The organism is Mesorhizobium sp. B2-4-1 (genome assembly GCF_006442185.1).
In the GTDB taxonomy this organism is placed as follows: Bacteria; Pseudomonadota; Alphaproteobacteria; order Rhizobiales; family Rhizobiaceae; genus Mesorhizobium.
Genome location: NZ_VFVN01000003.1, coordinates 217,642 through 233,904, shown reverse-complemented (window position 1 = coordinate 233,904; position 16,263 = coordinate 217,642). Strand labels below are relative to the sequence as shown.

The 16,263-nt window shown below is 60.2% G+C and carries 23 protein-coding genes; 17 read left to right on the top strand and 6 right to left on the bottom strand.

Annotation, left to right across the window (positions count from 1 at the left end):
- Positions 1 to 10: 10 nt before the first annotated feature.
- Genes FJ949_RS30625 through FJ949_RS09580 form a run of 6 tightly spaced genes read right to left on the bottom strand, consistent with a single transcriptional unit; the run spans position 11 to position 6,791 of the window.
- Positions 11 to 403, bottom strand: coding sequence for a hypothetical protein (locus FJ949_RS30625; RefSeq protein ID WP_246680004.1), 393 nt, complete (start codon positions 401 to 403; stop codon positions 11 to 13).
- A 32-nt stretch (positions 404 to 435) separates the two neighbouring features.
- Positions 436 to 2,685 (bottom strand): hypothetical protein, encoded by a 2,250-nt coding sequence (locus FJ949_RS30510; RefSeq protein WP_210242134.1) that lies wholly within the window; start codon positions 2,683 to 2,685, stop codon positions 436 to 438.
- Position 2,686: 1 nt separating this feature from the next.
- Positions 2,687 to 3,031 (bottom strand): hypothetical protein, encoded by a 345-nt coding sequence (locus FJ949_RS09595; RefSeq protein ID WP_140495494.1) that lies wholly within the window; start codon positions 3,029 to 3,031, stop codon positions 2,687 to 2,689.
- 2 nt (positions 3,032 to 3,033) lie between these two features.
- The gene (locus FJ949_RS09590) at positions 3,034 to 4,479 is read right to left on the bottom strand and encodes a hypothetical protein (RefSeq protein WP_140495493.1); all 1,446 of its coding nucleotides are present in this window, start codon (positions 4,477 to 4,479) and stop codon (positions 3,034 to 3,036) included.
- 9 nt (positions 4,480 to 4,488) lie between these two features.
- The gene (locus FJ949_RS09585; protein WP_140495492.1) at positions 4,489 to 6,231 is read right to left on the bottom strand and encodes a phage terminase large subunit family protein; all 1,743 of its coding nucleotides are present in this window, start codon (positions 6,229 to 6,231) and stop codon (positions 4,489 to 4,491) included.
- Positions 6,228 to 6,791: a hypothetical protein gene (locus tag FJ949_RS09580; protein ID WP_140495491.1), complete on the bottom strand. Its 564-nt coding sequence runs from the start codon at positions 6,789 to 6,791 to the stop codon at positions 6,228 to 6,230. Before FJ949_RS09580 ends, FJ949_RS09585 begins: the two co-directional genes overlap by 4 nt.
- A 38-nt stretch (positions 6,792 to 6,829) precedes the next feature.
- Between FJ949_RS09580 and FJ949_RS09575 the strand changes: the two genes are divergently transcribed.
- From FJ949_RS09575 to FJ949_RS09500, 17 genes are all read left to right on the top strand, one after another.
- The gene (locus FJ949_RS09575; protein ID WP_140495490.1) at positions 6,830 to 7,369 is read left to right on the top strand and encodes a hypothetical protein; all 540 of its coding nucleotides are present in this window, start codon (positions 6,830 to 6,832) and stop codon (positions 7,367 to 7,369) included.
- Positions 7,369 to 9,804 carry a bifunctional DNA primase/polymerase gene (locus FJ949_RS09570; protein ID WP_140495489.1) on the top strand — a complete coding sequence of 812 codons (2,436 nt, stop codon included), beginning with the start codon at positions 7,369 to 7,371 and terminating at the stop codon, positions 9,802 to 9,804. Before FJ949_RS09575 ends, FJ949_RS09570 begins: the two co-directional genes overlap by 1 nt.
- A gap of 48 nt (positions 9,805 to 9,852) precedes the next feature.
- Complete coding sequence (locus FJ949_RS09565) at positions 9,853 to 10,080, top strand: hypothetical protein (RefSeq protein WP_140495488.1); 228 nt, start codon at positions 9,853 to 9,855, stop codon at positions 10,078 to 10,080.
- Between the two features lie 428 nt (positions 10,081 to 10,508).
- The gene (locus FJ949_RS09560) at positions 10,509 to 11,138 is read left to right on the top strand and encodes a hypothetical protein (RefSeq protein ID WP_140495487.1); all 630 of its coding nucleotides are present in this window, start codon (positions 10,509 to 10,511) and stop codon (positions 11,136 to 11,138) included.
- Between the two features lie 128 nt (positions 11,139 to 11,266).
- Positions 11,267 to 11,686: a hypothetical protein gene (locus FJ949_RS09555; protein ID WP_140495486.1), complete on the top strand. Its 420-nt coding sequence runs from the start codon at positions 11,267 to 11,269 to the stop codon at positions 11,684 to 11,686.
- Positions 11,683 to 11,892, top strand: coding sequence for a hypothetical protein (locus FJ949_RS09550; protein ID WP_140495485.1), 210 nt, complete (start codon positions 11,683 to 11,685; stop codon positions 11,890 to 11,892). Before FJ949_RS09555 ends, FJ949_RS09550 begins: the two co-directional genes overlap by 4 nt.
- A 308-nt stretch (positions 11,893 to 12,200) precedes the next feature.
- Positions 12,201 to 12,350, top strand: a complete 150-nt coding sequence (locus tag FJ949_RS30285; RefSeq protein ID WP_181173122.1) for a hypothetical protein — start codon at positions 12,201 to 12,203, stop codon at positions 12,348 to 12,350.
- Between the two features lie 237 nt (positions 12,351 to 12,587).
- Positions 12,588 to 13,022, top strand: a complete 435-nt coding sequence (locus FJ949_RS09545) for a hypothetical protein (protein WP_140495484.1) — start codon at positions 12,588 to 12,590, stop codon at positions 13,020 to 13,022.
- 145 nt (positions 13,023 to 13,167) lie between these two features.
- Positions 13,168 to 13,383: a DUF6117 family protein gene (locus tag FJ949_RS09540; RefSeq protein ID WP_140495483.1), complete on the top strand. Its 216-nt coding sequence runs from the start codon at positions 13,168 to 13,170 to the stop codon at positions 13,381 to 13,383.
- Positions 13,384 to 13,385: 2 nt separating this feature from the next.
- Entirely contained in the window at positions 13,386 to 13,598 is a 213-nt protein-coding gene (locus FJ949_RS09535; protein WP_140495482.1) for a hypothetical protein, read from the top strand.
- Complete coding sequence (locus FJ949_RS09530) at positions 13,580 to 13,759, top strand: hypothetical protein (protein WP_140495481.1); 180 nt, start codon at positions 13,580 to 13,582, stop codon at positions 13,757 to 13,759. The genes FJ949_RS09535 and FJ949_RS09530 overlap by 19 nt, the downstream gene beginning before the upstream one ends.
- Positions 13,756 to 14,031, top strand: a complete 276-nt coding sequence (locus FJ949_RS09525) for a hypothetical protein (protein WP_140495480.1) — start codon at positions 13,756 to 13,758, stop codon at positions 14,029 to 14,031. The genes FJ949_RS09530 and FJ949_RS09525 overlap by 4 nt, the downstream gene beginning before the upstream one ends.
- The gene (locus FJ949_RS09520; protein WP_140495479.1) at positions 14,024 to 14,263 is read left to right on the top strand and encodes a hypothetical protein; all 240 of its coding nucleotides are present in this window, start codon (positions 14,024 to 14,026) and stop codon (positions 14,261 to 14,263) included. The genes FJ949_RS09525 and FJ949_RS09520 overlap by 8 nt, the downstream gene beginning before the upstream one ends.
- Before the next feature lie 388 nt (positions 14,264 to 14,651).
- Positions 14,652 to 15,215 (top strand): hypothetical protein, encoded by a 564-nt coding sequence (locus FJ949_RS09515; protein WP_140495478.1) that lies wholly within the window; start codon positions 14,652 to 14,654, stop codon positions 15,213 to 15,215.
- Positions 15,212 to 15,562 (top strand): hypothetical protein, encoded by a 351-nt coding sequence (locus FJ949_RS09510; RefSeq protein WP_140495477.1) that lies wholly within the window; start codon positions 15,212 to 15,214, stop codon positions 15,560 to 15,562. The genes FJ949_RS09515 and FJ949_RS09510 overlap by 4 nt, the downstream gene beginning before the upstream one ends.
- Before the next feature lie 154 nt (positions 15,563 to 15,716).
- Positions 15,717 to 15,992: a hypothetical protein gene (locus FJ949_RS09505; RefSeq protein WP_140495476.1), complete on the top strand. Its 276-nt coding sequence runs from the start codon at positions 15,717 to 15,719 to the stop codon at positions 15,990 to 15,992.
- Positions 15,989 to 16,237: a hypothetical protein gene (locus FJ949_RS09500; RefSeq protein WP_140495475.1), complete on the top strand. Its 249-nt coding sequence runs from the start codon at positions 15,989 to 15,991 to the stop codon at positions 16,235 to 16,237. The genes FJ949_RS09505 and FJ949_RS09500 overlap by 4 nt, the downstream gene beginning before the upstream one ends.
- Positions 16,238 to 16,263: the final 26 nt, after the last annotated feature.

The window sequence follows — 16,263 nt, the reverse complement described above, 5'->3', positions numbered from 1 at the left end:
ACAGTGATGATCAGGGCCAAACCATCTCGGGAAGCTCGGCGATGAACGCCACCACTGTAGGCTGTGTCCGCTCGCCGGCCATGACCCTGGCGAGTTCCTCAGTTGCATATGTCCAGACGCTGGACCGCCAGGCGAACAGCGCGTCAGCTTCGGCAGCAAAGACCGGGTTGCTGTCACCGCGATAGGTGACAGCCGTCTGAATGCTGTCATATTGGCGGGTTGCCGCCGTAGCGTCGAGATGAAGCTGTATCGCGATCGAATAGTCATCCATCGACGGCGGTGGCGCCACATAGGGCGCGATCTCGCCGCCAGCCGCGACCCAGGCTTCGATTGCTTGACGATGCATGTTTCTAAGATCGTCGGGAACGTTCTTCTCCTGACCGTCGATAACGGCAACGATCATCGCGCTACCCACATATTTTGCTGACGTGATAATCACAGTTCGGCCTCCGCAGTCCAATTGCCTTGCACAATGTAGCCGCCTTTCGCCGTCGCACCCGCCACCGTAAGGTTGGCAGAAAAGCTGGCGTTACTTTGTATTGCGCCACTGGAAACAATCGTCGCGGAACTGTCTTGGTAGCTGCCCAGTCCGCTATCGAACCATTGCCACTTGCTGTTTGTTCCGGTGATCTGAGCTGGCTTAAAAAAGGTTATTGTCGGAATGCCGATCATCGATACAGGAAAACTAATTGTCTGCGTCCCGATGGCTGCTGCTGACCACGCAAATCCTGCGATCCACGATGAGGCAACTCCTTCGACTGGAGCTGTATTAAGGGGAAAACTTTTGCAATAGTAACGCTGACAGAGCGTTACTTCGTCTTGGATGGTTCGCTGATCAAGCGGATAGGCAGAAGCATCCCGAGTGCCGTCGACCAGCTCCCAGGCTACGTCGAGCGTTACGCCCTGCGCTGCCGTGCCTTCGGTCCAGATCATCACGATCAGGTTGTTGGCGGACGCTCCAACAGTCGCCTGAAGAGCGAAGTCCGTAACGGTCGCCACGGTAGGCGTAGTCGAGCCAACTGCAAGCACGTTGAGCGTGGTCGAGGTGAAGAACTGACCGGCGGTGAAGGTGCCGTTTGTCCAGGAATTCACGACATCGGAGGTCACAACGTCACGAGCTCCGGTCCATTCAAGGACCGCATATCGAATTGCCTGCGACGAGGAACAACGCAGCTTGCCCAGCAGCGTGACGACGCTGCTTTGCAGATCTCGGCAATTGATGCTTTCGACAATCTGGGCAATGCCCATGCGTTGCGCGGCTACCTGTGCTTGTGTTTGGCGCATCATGCACAGAACGCCAGGGGTCGGATCGACTATAAAGCCAGTTCCAACCGCTCCCGTTTGGGTCAGAACGTAATGCCGGTCCCAGGCGTAGGTATCATCGTTCGCCGATATAACACCGCGCTGGTTGATCGCACCGTTGCTGTTGATCAGATAGTTGCGGTTATTGCGTGCGATCTCGGCGATGGCGGCCTGCACATTGGTCGAACCAATTCCATTTGCCGGCGTGAAGCCAATAGCAGAGGCCACCAGGCCGGTGATCTGAGCCTGAAGCTTGCCAATCGCATCGAGCACCGTGTCGGTGGCGATGACCGCGGTGCTCGTCAGCAGCGAGAGGCTGGTCAGCAGCGTAGAGCGAACACGGGCCGCCGTGAAATACAGATTGGTAGCGCCTTCCGTCACCGCGTCCGTGGAACCGGGCGATGCGGAGATCTCGACATAGGCCGATCCCGACCAGCGATGGGTCTTATTGGTGTCGAGCGCCACATAGATCTTGGCCGCTTCGCCAGTGCCAGGGAAGGCAGCAAGGTTTGCGTATTCAAGCACATCGTCGACATAGGACGGCATCTGCGCGGCCGGAACCTTGCCGGTGCCGTCGAGACCGGCATAACCGCCGGCCTGGCCCTTTTCGGAGGTCAGCTGCCTGGCGGCGAGATCGGTCGTGAGATTGGTTACGGTGTTCTGCCCCTGCGTTCCCGTATGATTGGCGCGCGAAAGCAGATAGGCGTCGGTCTGATTGGCCGTTGCACCGGCGGCGATACCTGCCAGCTTCGTGCGCTCGGCGGCCAAGAATGCCTTGTTGGTGGCGCCATCGGTCAGGGTATCCGCGCTCTGGGTGCCCGTGTGCGTCGAGCGGTCGCGCAGCTCGGCATCGGTCGCGTTTGCCGTGGCGCCAGCACTGACGCCGTCGAGCTTTGTCTTGTCGGCGGCCGACATGAAGCCGGGGTCGGTCTCGGTCGCGTCAGCGTGGATGTGGGTCTCCGGCGGGAACGCTGCCGGCTTGTCCGTGATACCGTCCCACGGCGCGCTATCAGCGACATCCGCCGCGTTGACCTTGCCGTCGTTGTTGCTGTCGTATTCAGCTGCGTTCATGTCCCCAGGGCCAGGGATGCCTTGGTCGCCCTGCGGACCCTTTATATTGAAGCGCAGCGTCCAGACATTTGCCGCCGTTTTTTCGTAGACATCCCCGGTGTTTCTGATGGCAAAGTCGCCGACATTACCAACGTTGGTCGCCGGGGCTCCAGTTACATATATCAACTGCTTACCGGTGTCGCCCTTGTCGCCCTTGTCGCCATCGTCGCCCTTGGGGCCAATAGCCTCAATCTTGAGGATGTTGTCACCAAGTTGACCGCCGAAGAGGAGCAATTCGTCACTTGCGTCTTCGATTGTGATCATGTCTACCATGTTACAGCCTAGTCACGGGATTTCGGACTGGGACCTGCAGAAGGATCCCGAGATGTTCGTTCTGCGTGCCATCGGTGCGTATGACGTCGAGCACGACGGTCTTCCCGACCGGCCAGATACCTGGGCTTGTCTCCGGGATGTGTATCTCCAGCGTCACGCTATCAAGCCGGACGACGCCACCGTTGGCAGTGGTCAACTCGATGATCGGCAGGGCCGACTCTGGTTTCTCACGCACCTGCGAGGTGAAGGTGGCCTCAACTGGGAAATTTATCGAGTTGGTGAATTGGATCCGGATGCTCCAGGGATAGCCGGCCTCAATGATCTTGCCGCGGAAGTTCTGGGCCATGGCTAGTTGCTCCTCGCCGCTTTGCCGCCCTCTGGCGCGAGGGAGCGGCCGAGGGGGTCGGAGTTGGGGCTGACCTCCTCGGCCTTGGTTTTGACAGGGGTCATGAAGCCGGTGCCGCTTACCTCGGGGGAGGTGTCGGGCCGGAGTCGTCCGTACATCCACAGGTGATATTCGTCGTCGGTGATGAGACCGTCCGACAGATCCTGGCGCAGACGGCTGGATTTGAGCATGAGCTGCGGCTCGAGTTCCGTATCGGGACGCAGCTCGGCCTTGCGGAACTGCACTTCGACGAAGCCCTGAAAGCCGGTCTGATGCAGGATGAAGGAGAAAATGTTCTGCAGGAGCTCGGCGATCGGCTCGTTGAGCTCGTCGGCGTTCATGGCAGCGATGCGCGCCTCGACGGAGCCCGTGTTGACGCCCGAGGCACCGCGGCCGATGACGGTCGCCATGGTCTTCAACGCAGCCTGGTTCTGGGCGTTGAGCGTCTCGATCACCGCCGTGATGTCGACGCCGGCGCCAGGCTTGGTATCGTTCATGATCGACGGCTGCACGCTGTCGAAGTGGATCAGCGGCTGATCGGAGCGGAGCCCCTCGATCACCGAACGAATTTCGCCCAGCCGATTGGCCTTCCACTCACGCAGCTTGACGTCGTCCGAGCGGATGCTCTCGGGTGCGTTCTTGGTCAGGACTTCCTCGACCACCTCGACAGCCATCCGGGGGAAGCCCGTGAGGCGCATGATGCGGTAGAGGTCGTTGATCACCTGCTGACGGGCAGCGATCGTGTTGATCGACGACACGAACGTCGAGGTGCCGTAGATCGAGGTCGGGTCCTTGCGGTAGTGTGATACGAAGAAGGTGGGGATGTCGAGGTTGATCTCGTCGTTCGAGCCCGTGATCTTCTGGATCGGCTTGTAATCGCCCGCCTTCTTTTCGTACCACTGGATGGTGGCCAGATCGACGTTGCGAATGCGGTCGGGCAGCATCTGCTTGTCGACGATCAGCTCGGCGGCGATGCCGCCGCGGAGCAGGCACATGTAGCGCAGCTCCTCGGCGATCGAGCGCATGCTCTTCTTCAGCTGGAAGCCGAGCGTGTAATCGGTGGGCCGGCCGATCTTCTCGATCGCCAGCATCAGGCTCTTGGTCGCATCCCGGTCGATGTTGCCCTCAAGATCGCGCGCAAGCATGATCCAGTCGGTGTTCGCCATCGTGAGATAGGCGTTCAGCGCGGCCGAGACGTCCGGATCGAACTTGAACAGGGATTGCAGAAGGGTCCGGCTATCATCCGACTGCCTGGAGGTGAACAGATCCGTCAGGTGATCCCGGTACTGCGGGACCGTGAGGACGCGGTCTACCTGCTGCGGGTTGAAAGTAGGCGTGGAAGCGGTGCCACCAACTTTGGCCTTCTTTTTCGCAGGGATGATTGCGCTGAGAAAATCAAAAGCCGCCACAGCGTGTCCTTATGCAAGTCCCAGGACAGATGGGGTCTTGATCCTTGTTCTGTAATTAAGTGATGCCTCATTCTGCTGCACAGTTGGGCTCAAACCGAAGAGCATAGCCATTTGGCGTTCCTCTTGTTCGTCCTGGCTGGCGATATAGTCGTGGACCCGCAGCGAGTGCAGAAGATAGCCGAGCGCGTGGAAGAAGTGGTCGTCGCCGGTCAGCTTGACCCATTTCGCGGGCTGTTCGGGCAGCTCGACGCGCACCATGTCTTGAAGGTGCGTCTGGATGATCAGCTTCTTGTTGCCATACCCGGCGAACGCCAGGCGGCGGGCGCGGATCTCACCTACGATCTTGTCGATGATGCCGGTGCGGTTAGACGAAGCATGGGTGATGTTGTCCATCTCGTCCTTGACGAGGGTCACTGCCGCCGCCTTGAGGCTCGTCGAATATTCAATGGGCATGATGATGCCCTTGGAGTCGTCTCGGATCTCCCTGGCGAGCGGGGCGTAGGGGTTAAGATCCATGCCCCCGGCGACGACGTGGTATCGCGTGCGCAGCTCGGCCAGCTTCTCTTTCAGTTGGTCGGAGGGAACTTGCAGCCATTCAAAAACAACCGGTACCGATAGTCCCAGATGAGCCACGACAACATGACAGGTCTGACCGACGTCCACACCCACAGCCACTGGAGATCCATCGGGTACATCTACGGCTCCCTCGCCTTTCATGACGGCCTCGATCTCCGGGATGGAGAGGCGGGCATTCGCGTCGTTGTAGGGTTCGCCGAGCACAGTGTTGTACCAGCGGCGGATTGAGTTCTTGCGCTTGTAGTCGAGCAGCTGCTCGACGATGTATCGGACGCTCAGGCGGGGTGTGGCGAAGGGTCGAACCCAGTAGCCGCGGCCGAGCCGGCCGGGGTGTCGAGGCACCCACTCGCGCCGATCGGGGTCACCGAGATCGAGGCGCCGGCCACAGTGCTCGCACATCATGTACGCGTCATCGAAATCGAACTTCGCGGCCATATCGTTGTCGATTTCGGAGAGATCGTTCAGATCCGCAGAGAGACCAGGGATCCTGACGAAACGCGGGCTGAAGACCGGCAGGTTCCAGTGGCCGCAGCCGCACCGGCACAGGAATTCGTGCTGGTCCGACGCCTTGTACATGCTGTCGATGCCGTAGCCCTCAAAGGTCGGAGTCGAGAAGCCCTGACGCATCTTGATGTCGGAGCCCTGCAAGCGGGAGCCGTAGAGCGCAAGGATCTCCTGGTCGGTTAAATCGACCTCGTCGTTGAACATGATGTCAGCGTTGATCGAGGTGGCGTCACCTTCCTTGCCGCCGGTGATGAAACCGAAGCTGTCATCGATCTGGTATAGGTCCATCGACCGGGCTGGTTTCTTCGACGCATCGTGTTGGTTGAACACAAGCTCGTCATCGACGAGCGGCTTGATGCGCGTTTTTGAGACGCGCTTGTACATGTCATCGTTCGGCAGAGAGAAGATGCCGTTGATGCCGTTGGTGCGCTTGAGGAAGCTGAGGAACTTTCGGATCTGGACCTCGGTCAGACCCACCTGCGAACACTTGATGACCGACAGGTTGAGGTGTAGGTCGTCCACTATCTGACGCTGGAACTCATAACCCTTGAACGAGAACTGCTTCTTCCGGAGGCTGGTGTTCGCGCAGATGAAGTCCGACATAGACATCTCTGCCCCGTCCTCGGGGAATTTTTGTTGGAGCCGGGTGAGGAAATCGGCGTACAGGCTCAACGGGCGCCCTTCTTCATGTTGTCCAACGCCCACAGGGGCTGCATGTTTGTGTAGTGGCACGCCTGTAGGAACTGCGCCTGATCGGTTAGATCGAACGACGCCAAGGGCTTGATGTGATCAAGGTGCCAGGTGTCGAACGCCCAGTTCTCCCATGACATGCCTGGGAGGAACTTGCTTTCAATGTAGGCTTTGAACTCCGGAATTGAACAACCTAAATCCGAAACCGCAGAGCCGTTTGTGTACTGATCACCTAACACTCTATTGATGCGGACGCGTAACCGGTGGGCGATCTTGAAATTTGGGTCCGTTTGCCTGCGATTTTGTTGGTAGATGAGGGCTTTGACTCCATCAAGAAACCTCTGCTTGATGGACCTCGAACGTTGTCGCTCTCTGCCTTTCTCACGAATAGAGGACTTATTGTTGGCGTAGTGATCTCTTCGTTGATCGTTAACTCTCTCTTTGTGCCTGTCCCGATACACCTTCGTATAGGCAGCTGCCCTTTCGCGAGTACGTTCACGATAGGCCTTCCTCCTGGCGGAAATTTCATCCTTTGTTTTCATGCGCCCGACGTGGGCGCTGTTCTCCAGAATTTCGAATTTTGTTTCCGTTCCCCCTAGAGTATCTGCCGAGCATTTTTGAAATTCGTGCCCACATCAGGTACCCCAACCCGGAGTACCTCATGTCGAACTTCTATCCGACCTTGCCGGAGGCTGTTGTCCTCCAGCTAAGGGTGGTGCTGAACCAGCTGCGCGAGCAGCCTGACTATCTGGATCAGTCCCCCTATCCTTCCGAAATGCGCGACTTCCTGAAAGAGCTCAATGGCCGCACTGTTCAGTCGGCCGCGGTGACCTTCGAAGGCGAGACCGATCGTCTTGACTACGTCGAGCAGGAGATCACCACCGTCCTGGCCGACCTGAAGACGCTCGTCGCCAGCCTGGGCAACGCCGACCATTCCGAAAAGCTACAGGTGGCCAAGGCCCGCGCCGGCCTGATCGAGAAGCTGGTCGCCGCCCGCGAAAAGGTCTGGACGATGCGCGAAATGGCCGATTTTCAGGCCAAAATCATGGGTTTTCTGACCGAAGTCTGCGATGCGGACCAGGTCCAGGCCCTCAAAGAGCGCGTGAAGGAGGCCGGATAATGGGTATTTTTGCCTCTGAAGCACCGAAATATTGGGCCCTCGGCAAGCCTGCGATCCCGTTGCGGGTCGGTTTCAAGCGCCCCTGGATCGATGCGTGGCAGGTTTTCGCCGACCGTATGCCCACCGAGCGCGAACAGCGTGAGTGGCTGGGCCAGAAGGGTGACGGCAACATCGGTCTGCCCATGGGCGCCGCGTCCGGCGTGGTGGCGATCGACGTCGACAGCGACGACCCGCGTGTCCAGCGCATCATAGAGCAGCTCCTGCCGGCCTCGCCGTGGCGGCGTGTCGGCCGCAAGGGTGCGGTCTACGCCTATCGCTTCGAGGGCGAGCGCACTTTCCGCGTCAAGGACTCGAAGGGTGAAATGCTGCTGGAATGCCTGTCCAAGGGCACCCAGATCGTGCTCCCTCCGTCAATCCACCCGGACACGGGCAAGCCCTACAGCTCCAACGTCGAGCTGATCGACGTCATCGGCGCGCTCCCGGCGCTCCCGAAGGGTGTCGAAGGCCTGCTCCGCGAGGCGCTGAAGGCCGAGGGCTTCGAGCTCTCGAGCTCGGGCAACACCAAGATCACGTCGTTCGTGCCAGCTGGTGCGCGCGACAACGCGCTGGTCTACAATGCCGGCCTGCTGGCCCGGGCTGTCACGCGCGGCGAGCGCACGCTGATCGAGGCCATGGGTGAGATGAAGGCCTGGGTCGAGGGCTATGTCGAGAAGGTGGCGGGTGATCCTGTCTCCGTCGAGAAGGCGCAGACCAAGGTTGTCGACTTCCTCATGCGCGACGTGCTCGGCGACAAGCGCAAGGCCCTGCCGACCGGCTGGGACGACGGGTTGACCGAGGAAGACAAGACCAAGCTCGGCCTCGTCATCAGCGACGAGAATGAGCAGTGGGAGCCGGAGAAGATCGTTGCCCACCTCGTCAGTGAGTTCGAGCGTCACGTTACGCCGGACACTGCCGGCTGGACTCGCGCCGTGGAAGTGGCGCTCGATCGCTTGGCGCGCAACTCCGAGATCGGCGCGCTCGACGAAGAGCGCATCCTGAAGTTCATCGTCTCGGCATCGAAGGGCTCCTACAGCGTGACCACGCTGCGCAAGGAGCTCCTGAAGCTCCGCGCCGGCGACATCACGGGCACCGACCACTCCGAGGTCGCGCGCGCCCTGATCAAGGACATGGAGGAGTTCGGCAAGCTGAAGCACCATCAGGGCCAGTTCTGGCAGTGGAAGGGCGCGTCCTGGCAGACGGTCGACCAGAACGACTTCATCAAGCACCTGTCGGAGGAGTATGGCCACCTGCCCGTGTGCCGGCGCTACTCCGACATCTCGCAGATCGTGAAGCTGATGGCCGGCCTGATCTCCGAGACCCTCCAGACTGTCTCCCTGACCGGCGTGAACTTCGCCAACGGCTTCCTGACCGAGGACCTGGAGCTCCGCAAGCATTCGCCGGAGTTCGGCTGCACCTACGTGCTGCCCTATCGGTACCAGGAAGACAGCCGCTGCCCGCTTTTCCTCCAGATGCTGGACGATTGCTGGGGAGAAGACGCCGACTATGGCGACAAGGTGATGGCTTTGCAGGAGGCTCTTGCGGTAACGCTCATGGGTGTTGCCCCCAAATACCAGCGAGCCTTCTGCCTGATCGGCCAAGCGCACAGCGGCAAGTCGAGAATTCTGGAGATCCTGAAGGGCCTGATGCCGGACGGGTGTCACTCGGCTGTTCCGCCGACCGATTGGGGTGACAAGTTTATGCCGGCCCAGATGGCCGACAAGCTGGTCAACTTCGCGGGTGAGATCTCGGAAAAGCGCGACATCTCCGGCGAGGTCTTCAAGCAAGTGATCGAGGGCGCCGAGATCGAGGCACAGATGAAGAACCAGCCGATCTTCAGGTTCCGGCCGAGGGCGGCGCAGTGGTTCGCTTCGAACCACACTCCCCGCACCAAGGATACCTCCGATGGTTTCAATCGCCGCTGGTTGTTCCTGGAGTTCCCGCGGCGGATCTCGGACGAGAAGAAGATCATCGACATCGATCAGATCATTCTCGCCTCCGAGCGTGAGCAGATCGTCGCCTGGGCGCTCCTGGGCCTGTCACGGTTGAAGGTCAACAAGGACTACACGTTGCCGACCAGCCACATGACTGCGATCGACGACATGGCCAACCAGAACAACTCGGTGCGATATTTTTTGTCACAGAGCCCTCGTCTCAGAGTCGGAAAGCGCGAGCACGAGGGCACTTCCAAGACCCGCACTATGGGGGATCACCTTTTCGACGAATACTGGGCTTTCTGCACGATGGCGGGGGGTGTCGCGCGTGTGCCACGGATGCGATTTCATGCATTGATGAAGGAGCTGGCCGGCGCCTTCAGGTTCGAACAGCTGCGCGAGATCCGGAACGGGGGCACCGACATCGTGTACAACTTCGTCACAGTTGTGGGGGCGATGAAGTGATAACTGTCGATGCTGACGAGTGGTGGGAGTACGAGAAGTGGATCAGCTATGAGTGAACAGGCAGATCTCGATTTGCTGATGGATGCAGTGAGTGACCACATGGACATCGCGTCTCAGGCGGGGTGTCCCGACCTGGAGATTTGCGCCTGCACCATGCAGGCGGTCGCTCAGTTCCTGGTTTCCAGGATGCCGGTGGATCAGGCACTGGCTGCAATGCGGGACACCTGCGCCGATCTGGCTGCGCGAATGCCTGAAATTCCGGAGGGAAAGCACTAAAATCACTCTTCCTATAGTATCGCGTTTGACCATCTCCCGGGTTGGGACTAGGGATTTGGTCAAGAGACGCGGAAGAAAGGGCGCTCTTCGGGGCGCCCTTTTTCGTTCAGGAGTAATATTGGTCCAATTTCCAAAAATTTTTGTATAGTATATGTGGCACTATTCCCGCCGCTAACACTTGGAAATACTGGAAAAATGGTGTACTCCTTTGCTTGTTCCTGCGATCCCATGGGTTATCTTTGGTTATCGGCCGGTTAGGCCGGTGGCGGGGTCTCCCCCACCAACAACCCCTCTCGCGAGGGGAGTGGCGGAGCCATGCCCGGACCGGAAGTTGCTCAAATGAGCAGCGCCAAGCCCGAAGGGGGGGCGAGGACGGGAGGGGTGCGCCTGATCGGCAACCTGCTCGATTGAGCAAAACGGAGAGTGAAATGGCAACGGGTTACACACTGGCGGGCGTTGCAGGACGCATCCGCGACCTCGAGAACAAGACGAATGGTGCCTACTATGTCGGCGTGTGCTGGCTGGCGATGTGCCGCGATAGCGGCAAGGGTGCGAAAAAGCGCCTTGCTGACAAGGTCTTCGGCACGGCCAAGGAGGCCAAGGAGACTTCCACATTCCGCAACGCATGGCGCATCGCGGAAAAGGCCTTCTCCGAAGGCTTCCCGGCGGAGCACCGCAAGGCCGTCGTCGAGCTTGCCTTGGATGAGGCAATCGACTTCGCGGTCAAGGCGCTGGAGGCGCACAAGACCGCGCTCAAGGTCACGAACATGAAGGATTATGAGGACGTCTGCAAATACGCCAGCGTCGAAACCATGCCGCCAAAGGCGGAGGCCGAACCGGACCCCGAAGCGGAGGCCAAGGCCAAGGCGGAGGAAGAGGCCAAGGCGGAGGCCGAAGAAAAGGCCAAGCGTGAGGCCGAACTCAACCCGGTCGACCCGATGGTCGGGCTGAAGCACGCTGCCAGCGCCTTGACGCTGGAGCAGGCGATGGAGTTCGCCGGATGGCTGAATGAGCACATCCAGCGGGCACAGGCCGAAGCCCAGAGGAAGGTGGCGTAAGCCACCCTCCTACCCCGCCCCCTCGGGGGCGGGTCTCCTGCGCACGCTCATGCGTGTGCGTCATAGGGTGCGCGAAGCTCAACCTTTAGCGCGCTCACTACAGCCCAAAACTTTTCAGGAGAGTGCGAATGCGCGTCCTTCCGGACTTGACGCAAAAACCCCGCCTTGGCCGCCGACTGGCCACGACCGTGCTGGTGCGCGAGGACGGCTTCGTGCAATCGCACTCTTTTGCCGAGCCGGTGCATCGCGTCTGGAACAAGCTCTCGAAGGAGCGCGTCCACACCCATGAACCGGTGCCCGAGCCTAGCGCTCGGCCGTCGCGCCAGCGCCAGGCCCCGATCACCCGAAACGCCCGCCGGCTGTACACGCCGCAGGATCAGCGTGGGGTGGAGACAGTCTTCGTGATCATGGATCGCCAAGAAGGCCATGCGCTGGCGCGGGTGAAGGGCGGCGCTCTGCATTGTGAAGTGGAAGCCGAGAAGCTCGCCCGCAGCCAAGGGTTCGAGCTCTCTGATCTCAAGGTCGTATTCGAGGGAGAATTGTCATGATCCGCATCGCCATCGCCGCCTCGGCGCTCGCCTGGCTCACCAGCTGGCTCTCTGCGCCGCCGGCGCCCGAGCACTACGAGCTGCAGGTCACGACCTACGACGACCAGCTGTACGTGGCTGGCGCCGGGTCGGACTGCGTGGCCGCCTGGCAGGGCGCGCATGTGCCCAAGGGCTGGCGCGAGATCCGCTGCGTGCAGGTTCGATAACGATTTAGGCCGCTCCACGGTCGTGTGGAGGAGCGGGACGTGCCGGAAGCCCGGGAGGGCGCGCAGTGTGAGCGACGGATCAACACGGACGGAGGGACGACGACCACTTCCAACGCCTGCGCCACAACCAATCTGACGTGCTGCTGAGTTTGCTGCTGCCTTTGGTTGCATAAATCAGGGCCTAGTCATGACCTGGGTGTGGCGCAGGCGGTGGCGCGGGCCAATTCAGGGCCGCGCCAACTTTTTGTAGTGTGCGTTCGCATGAATTTTCCGGTTGCATTTCGCAACCACTTTCACGGAGAAATCAGATGCAACACCCCTATTATGTCTCGGCCAAGGTCGAGCAGCGGCTTGAGGCCATCGAGAGGAACCGGCTTGAGGCCATTCGCTATCTCGAAGAGGTCAGGGATCGCCGGCTGACCGGTAGGGTGCTTGAAGCAATCGAGACCCAGCACTGATCAGAAATTGGGTTAGAAAGGCTTCGTAAGCCTTTCTAATCATTCACTTTTCCCCATATAAGAAAGTACTTTTTTCTCTCTCCTTTTTCCCCAATGCGGAGAGAATAAACAGAACAGTATGTAGTTACTCTTAGGGACCGCGGAAAAAATCCGTACTCAGAGTACAATATTAAAATTGACATACTGAGTTGGGGGTCCGGACTGTTCGGTTAACTCTCTCCCACCCATATGAGCACCATGGCACGCCCCAAGACATCACTGGCCGACCGCGTGGCTCGGCTCTCACACCTCGAAGGTAACCACCTGATCTGGGACGGCCCCATGCGTGGCCGTCACCCAGTCATGCGTGACTTCGGCAACCCGGCCCGTGTGCTGCTGAACCTCGTGGATCAGCCACGTATATCGATCCGGCCCACCTGCCTAGAGCCCCGCTGCATCGAGCCCCACCACTGGCGAGTGGTCGTGGAGAAGTCCTTCAAATATGACGATCTCCCGCCGCCACAATGGCGCGACCCACGTATTGACACTGGTGACTTCACCGATCGCGAGCTGATCGACATCGAAGAGCACGTCCCACTGCTGGTCTCGCAAGAGATCACGGTCGAGGATCTGGACATCTTCCCCGAGCACGTCCGGGCCGAGATCATCGCCCGCGCCACCTCCACCTCCTAGGCCTACCCCGACCAACAGCAACAGCAACTGCAACTCGCCCTCCCTCCAGTCAGGGCGAGGCGCAGGCGGCCACGCCATGTCCCATGACCTCCGGACTGAGGCCTTATCACCCTCGCGTGGCCGCCACCAACACAGGAGCACGTCCATGATCCCCGAACACCACCGCAAGAACTTCGACACGCTCCTGCGCGCCGCCCAGGACGGACAGCTTGCCCTGCTCGAATGCACGGACTCCAAGACGGGCGAGCCGCGCTATGTGCTCACCGTGATGAGCTACCAGGACGACGAATATCTGATGACACCCTTCGGTCACCTCGCCGAGGGCAACCCCTTCGAAATCTATGATCCGCCGGAGGCCTAACCATGAACCGTCACCTTTTCCACCCTGATGGTCGCCCGGTGAAAGTGGGCGACCCCGTGACCTCCTTCCGCGGCGAAGCCGCCACGGTGACCGGCTGGGACAAGACCGGCAGGAACCGCGTCTACGTCAGTTGGTCGGATGGCCAACCCGGCAGCGAGTATTACGTCTCCGTCTTCGACCTCTCCTGGGATCAGCCATGCGTATCCCCAAGGTGAAGAAGCGCCGGCTCTATGGCGTGGGTGACTATCTGGAGAGCGACCGGGACTTCGTCGACAACAACCTCCGGGCCTGCGTCTGGTTTCTCGAAAATCGTGAAAGGGTCAACATATGCTGCAACTCCCCTCAGCCAAAGGCGACCGCACGCTCCACTTCGTGAACCTCAATCGGTGGACACGTGAGGGCCAGCCCGCGCGCTGGATGCTGGGAAAGTTCTGGCAGATCGATCTCCCTATCTACGAGGAGTTCCTCAACCTGCTGCCACCCATCTATTGCCCGGGCGGCTTCAGGATGTGGGAGCGCCTGACCGACGACATTTCCGCCACCTACCTCAAGGTCGGCGCCGACTACTGGTGCGCGTTCAGCGATCTCCAGGACACCAACGCCGCCAAGATGGTGGCTCACATCTGGAGGGAAACCAGCAATGGCTGACATCAACGCCAAGGCCGCAGTCCTCGTGGACTGCATCACCCGGTTCGCCGAGCTCGTCGCCGTGGAGGACTACCACACCCTGAAGAAGGCGTTCTCCAATATGAGCTTCGAGTTCAACTATGCACCGGCCCGTAGCCACAAGGCTGCGCTCTATCAGGCTGCGCGCAACATGCTGGAGGCCAAGATGTCCCAGCACGAAGGTTCGGCTCCGGCCGCAACACCCCAAAGCTGATCGGGGAAACCGATGCGCGCACCCCAGCATGAGGGTGGCGATCATCGATCAGCCAACATAGGAGGCTATCATGAAGTTGTAACCTCACCCCGCAGACCAGCCGGACTAGCACATAGTGCCCACATCCAATACCTGCGCCCAATCCGGGCCGCCTACGGCACACCGGACTTCATATGTTACATCACGACATCGTGGAACCAATCGACTGCTTGTGGCCAAGCCAATCCGCAGTGGGGTCCACAACTCTCGCTGAACGCGGGTCTGCAATGACCTTAACTTGCGCACCGATCTCCACGTGAGCCTGAGATCCGAACTGCTCCCGCGAGAAGAGGAGCAACCAAGGGCGTCCCCAACGGGACGCCCTTTTTGTTTGCCCCGGAGAGCACCGATGCACATCAAAGCCCAGATCAACCACGCCCGCCGCCACGCCTGCTTCAGCGCGTCCGCACTACGCAAGGCAGGATATCGCCAGATCGGCCGCGGAGCCTTCTCCACGGCCTTCGTCCATCCCGACGCCCCTGACGTCGTCGTGAAGGTCGGCAAGCACTACAACGGGCGCATAGGCCTCGCCGATGGCTTCCCGTTCTTCGCTCAGCAGCTGCTCGACAAGGAGATCAGCTCCAAGTTCTTCCCCAAGATCTATGCCTTGCAGTGGGACGACGCCAAAATCAGCTTCTGGTGCGTCATGCGCCGGTACGCCAAGGTCCCGAGGGCCGAGCGCATCACGACCTCCGCGAACATCGCGGCCACGCTCCGCAAGGTCTCGGGCGGAACCATCCACGATGGCGGCAGGCCGACCGCCCGCTACCGCAAGGCGGTCGAGCAGCTCGTCGACTATCGGTTCGTGTCGGACATCCACGCCGGCAATGTGATGCGCGACCACGAAGGCACGCCCATCATCATCGACCCGATCTGCATCACACCCCGTTTCAGGCAGGAGTTCTACGCATGATCACCCAGCAGACCTTCAACACCATCTATCTCGGTCTCCAGGCCCAGGGCTGGCGCCAGTCCTACGACAGGGAGGCGTTCATGTGCGCGTACCGGGGTGCCAACAACCACAAATGCGCGATCGGCCACCTGATCCCGGACGACCAGTACGTCCCCAAGATGGACGACTTCGTCGCCGGCGTCCTTGGGTACGACTGGTTCAAGGAGCTCAACTTCGTCCCAGAGCTGACCCGCGATGAGTTCAATGGGCTGCAGGCCTGCCACGACAACAACGTCCATCCGGACGAGATGAAGGCGGCGTTCATCACCTTCGGCCAGAAGTTCGGTCTGGAGATCCCCGCCCCATGAAGAACTGGCGCAACGGGGTCCACGACATCGGCCCGCCACTTCACCACGACGACCCACGTCCACGCCTCACCAAGATTGGCATCGGCGGGATCGCCATTGTCATCGGCCCAGGACCATTCGCGGTCCCGGCGCCCTCCGTCTACAAGGAGCCAGCATGAACGACCGCGTCCGCTTCACCCTCAGCGACATCGACAAGAACCACGCGGCCAACGCCAGGGCGGCGCAGAAGGCCTTCGGCCTGACCTGCAGCGAAGCCTACAACGCCGTCCGCACCGAGCAGACCATCATCTGCCGGCCCAGCCAGTTCGCCAGGTTCCTGATCTGGCGCTCCGAGGAGGTCGACGGCAACCGCTTCAAGCAGCTCAACGCCGAGCTGCTCCCGGCACTGCACCTCGACGTCGTGCTGGACGTGACGAGGAACGTGGCATGACCACCCGCATCGCTGCTGAACACGACCTGAGCCTGGGCATGTTCGAGGATGAGTCCAGGCACAACATCATGCGGTCAAAGCCCGCCTCTGACGCGAGCGTCGAGACCATCCTCAAGGCTGACCCAACGTCTATGGATGGCCGATCGAATTGGCTCTGGTTCCGGTTGCCCAACGACGACCTGATCTTCGGCTGCTTCCCCGAGGGCGCTACCTACTTCGCCACGGAGTACGACCACAGCTTTTAGCTACCAGTTTCAGGTGCCCGCTCTCC

Bases quoted from the DNA above. Each gene is read 5' to 3' on its own strand.
- FJ949_RS30625 (WP_246680004.1), bottom strand. From the start codon at position 403: ATGATCGTTGCCGTTATCGACGGTCAGGAGAAGAACGTTCCCGACGAT.
- FJ949_RS30510 (WP_210242134.1), bottom strand. From the start codon at position 2,685: ATGGTAGACATGATCACAATCGAAGACGCAAGTGACGAATTGCTCCTC.
- FJ949_RS09595 (WP_140495494.1), bottom strand. From the start codon at position 3,031: ATGGCCCAGAACTTCCGCGGCAAGATCATTGAGGCCGGCTATCCCTGG.
- FJ949_RS09580 (WP_140495491.1), bottom strand. From the start codon at position 6,791: ATGAAAACAAAGGATGAAATTTCCGCCAGGAGGAAGGCCTATCGTGAA.
- FJ949_RS09570 (WP_140495489.1), top strand. From the start codon at position 7,369: ATGGGTATTTTTGCCTCTGAAGCACCGAAATATTGGGCCCTCGGCAAG.
- FJ949_RS09565 (WP_140495488.1), top strand. From the start codon at position 9,853: ATGAGTGAACAGGCAGATCTCGATTTGCTGATGGATGCAGTGAGTGAC.
- FJ949_RS09560 (WP_140495487.1), top strand. From the start codon at position 10,509: ATGGCAACGGGTTACACACTGGCGGGCGTTGCAGGACGCATCCGCGAC.
- FJ949_RS09555 (WP_140495486.1), top strand. From the start codon at position 11,267: ATGCGCGTCCTTCCGGACTTGACGCAAAAACCCCGCCTTGGCCGCCGA.
- FJ949_RS09550 (WP_140495485.1), top strand. From the start codon at position 11,683: ATGATCCGCATCGCCATCGCCGCCTCGGCGCTCGCCTGGCTCACCAGC.
- FJ949_RS30285 (WP_181173122.1), top strand. From the start codon at position 12,201: ATGCAACACCCCTATTATGTCTCGGCCAAGGTCGAGCAGCGGCTTGAG.
- FJ949_RS09545 (WP_140495484.1), top strand. From the start codon at position 12,588: ATGGCACGCCCCAAGACATCACTGGCCGACCGCGTGGCTCGGCTCTCA.
- FJ949_RS09540 (WP_140495483.1), top strand. From the start codon at position 13,168: ATGATCCCCGAACACCACCGCAAGAACTTCGACACGCTCCTGCGCGCC.
- FJ949_RS09535 (WP_140495482.1), top strand. From the start codon at position 13,386: ATGAACCGTCACCTTTTCCACCCTGATGGTCGCCCGGTGAAAGTGGGC.
- FJ949_RS09530 (WP_140495481.1), top strand. From the start codon at position 13,580: ATGCGTATCCCCAAGGTGAAGAAGCGCCGGCTCTATGGCGTGGGTGAC.
- FJ949_RS09520 (WP_140495479.1), top strand. From the start codon at position 14,024: ATGGCTGACATCAACGCCAAGGCCGCAGTCCTCGTGGACTGCATCACC.
- FJ949_RS09515 (WP_140495478.1), top strand. From the start codon at position 14,652: ATGCACATCAAAGCCCAGATCAACCACGCCCGCCGCCACGCCTGCTTC.
- FJ949_RS09510 (WP_140495477.1), top strand. From the start codon at position 15,212: ATGATCACCCAGCAGACCTTCAACACCATCTATCTCGGTCTCCAGGCC.
- FJ949_RS09505 (WP_140495476.1), top strand. From the start codon at position 15,717: ATGAACGACCGCGTCCGCTTCACCCTCAGCGACATCGACAAGAACCAC.
- FJ949_RS09500 (WP_140495475.1), top strand. From the start codon at position 15,989: ATGACCACCCGCATCGCTGCTGAACACGACCTGAGCCTGGGCATGTTC.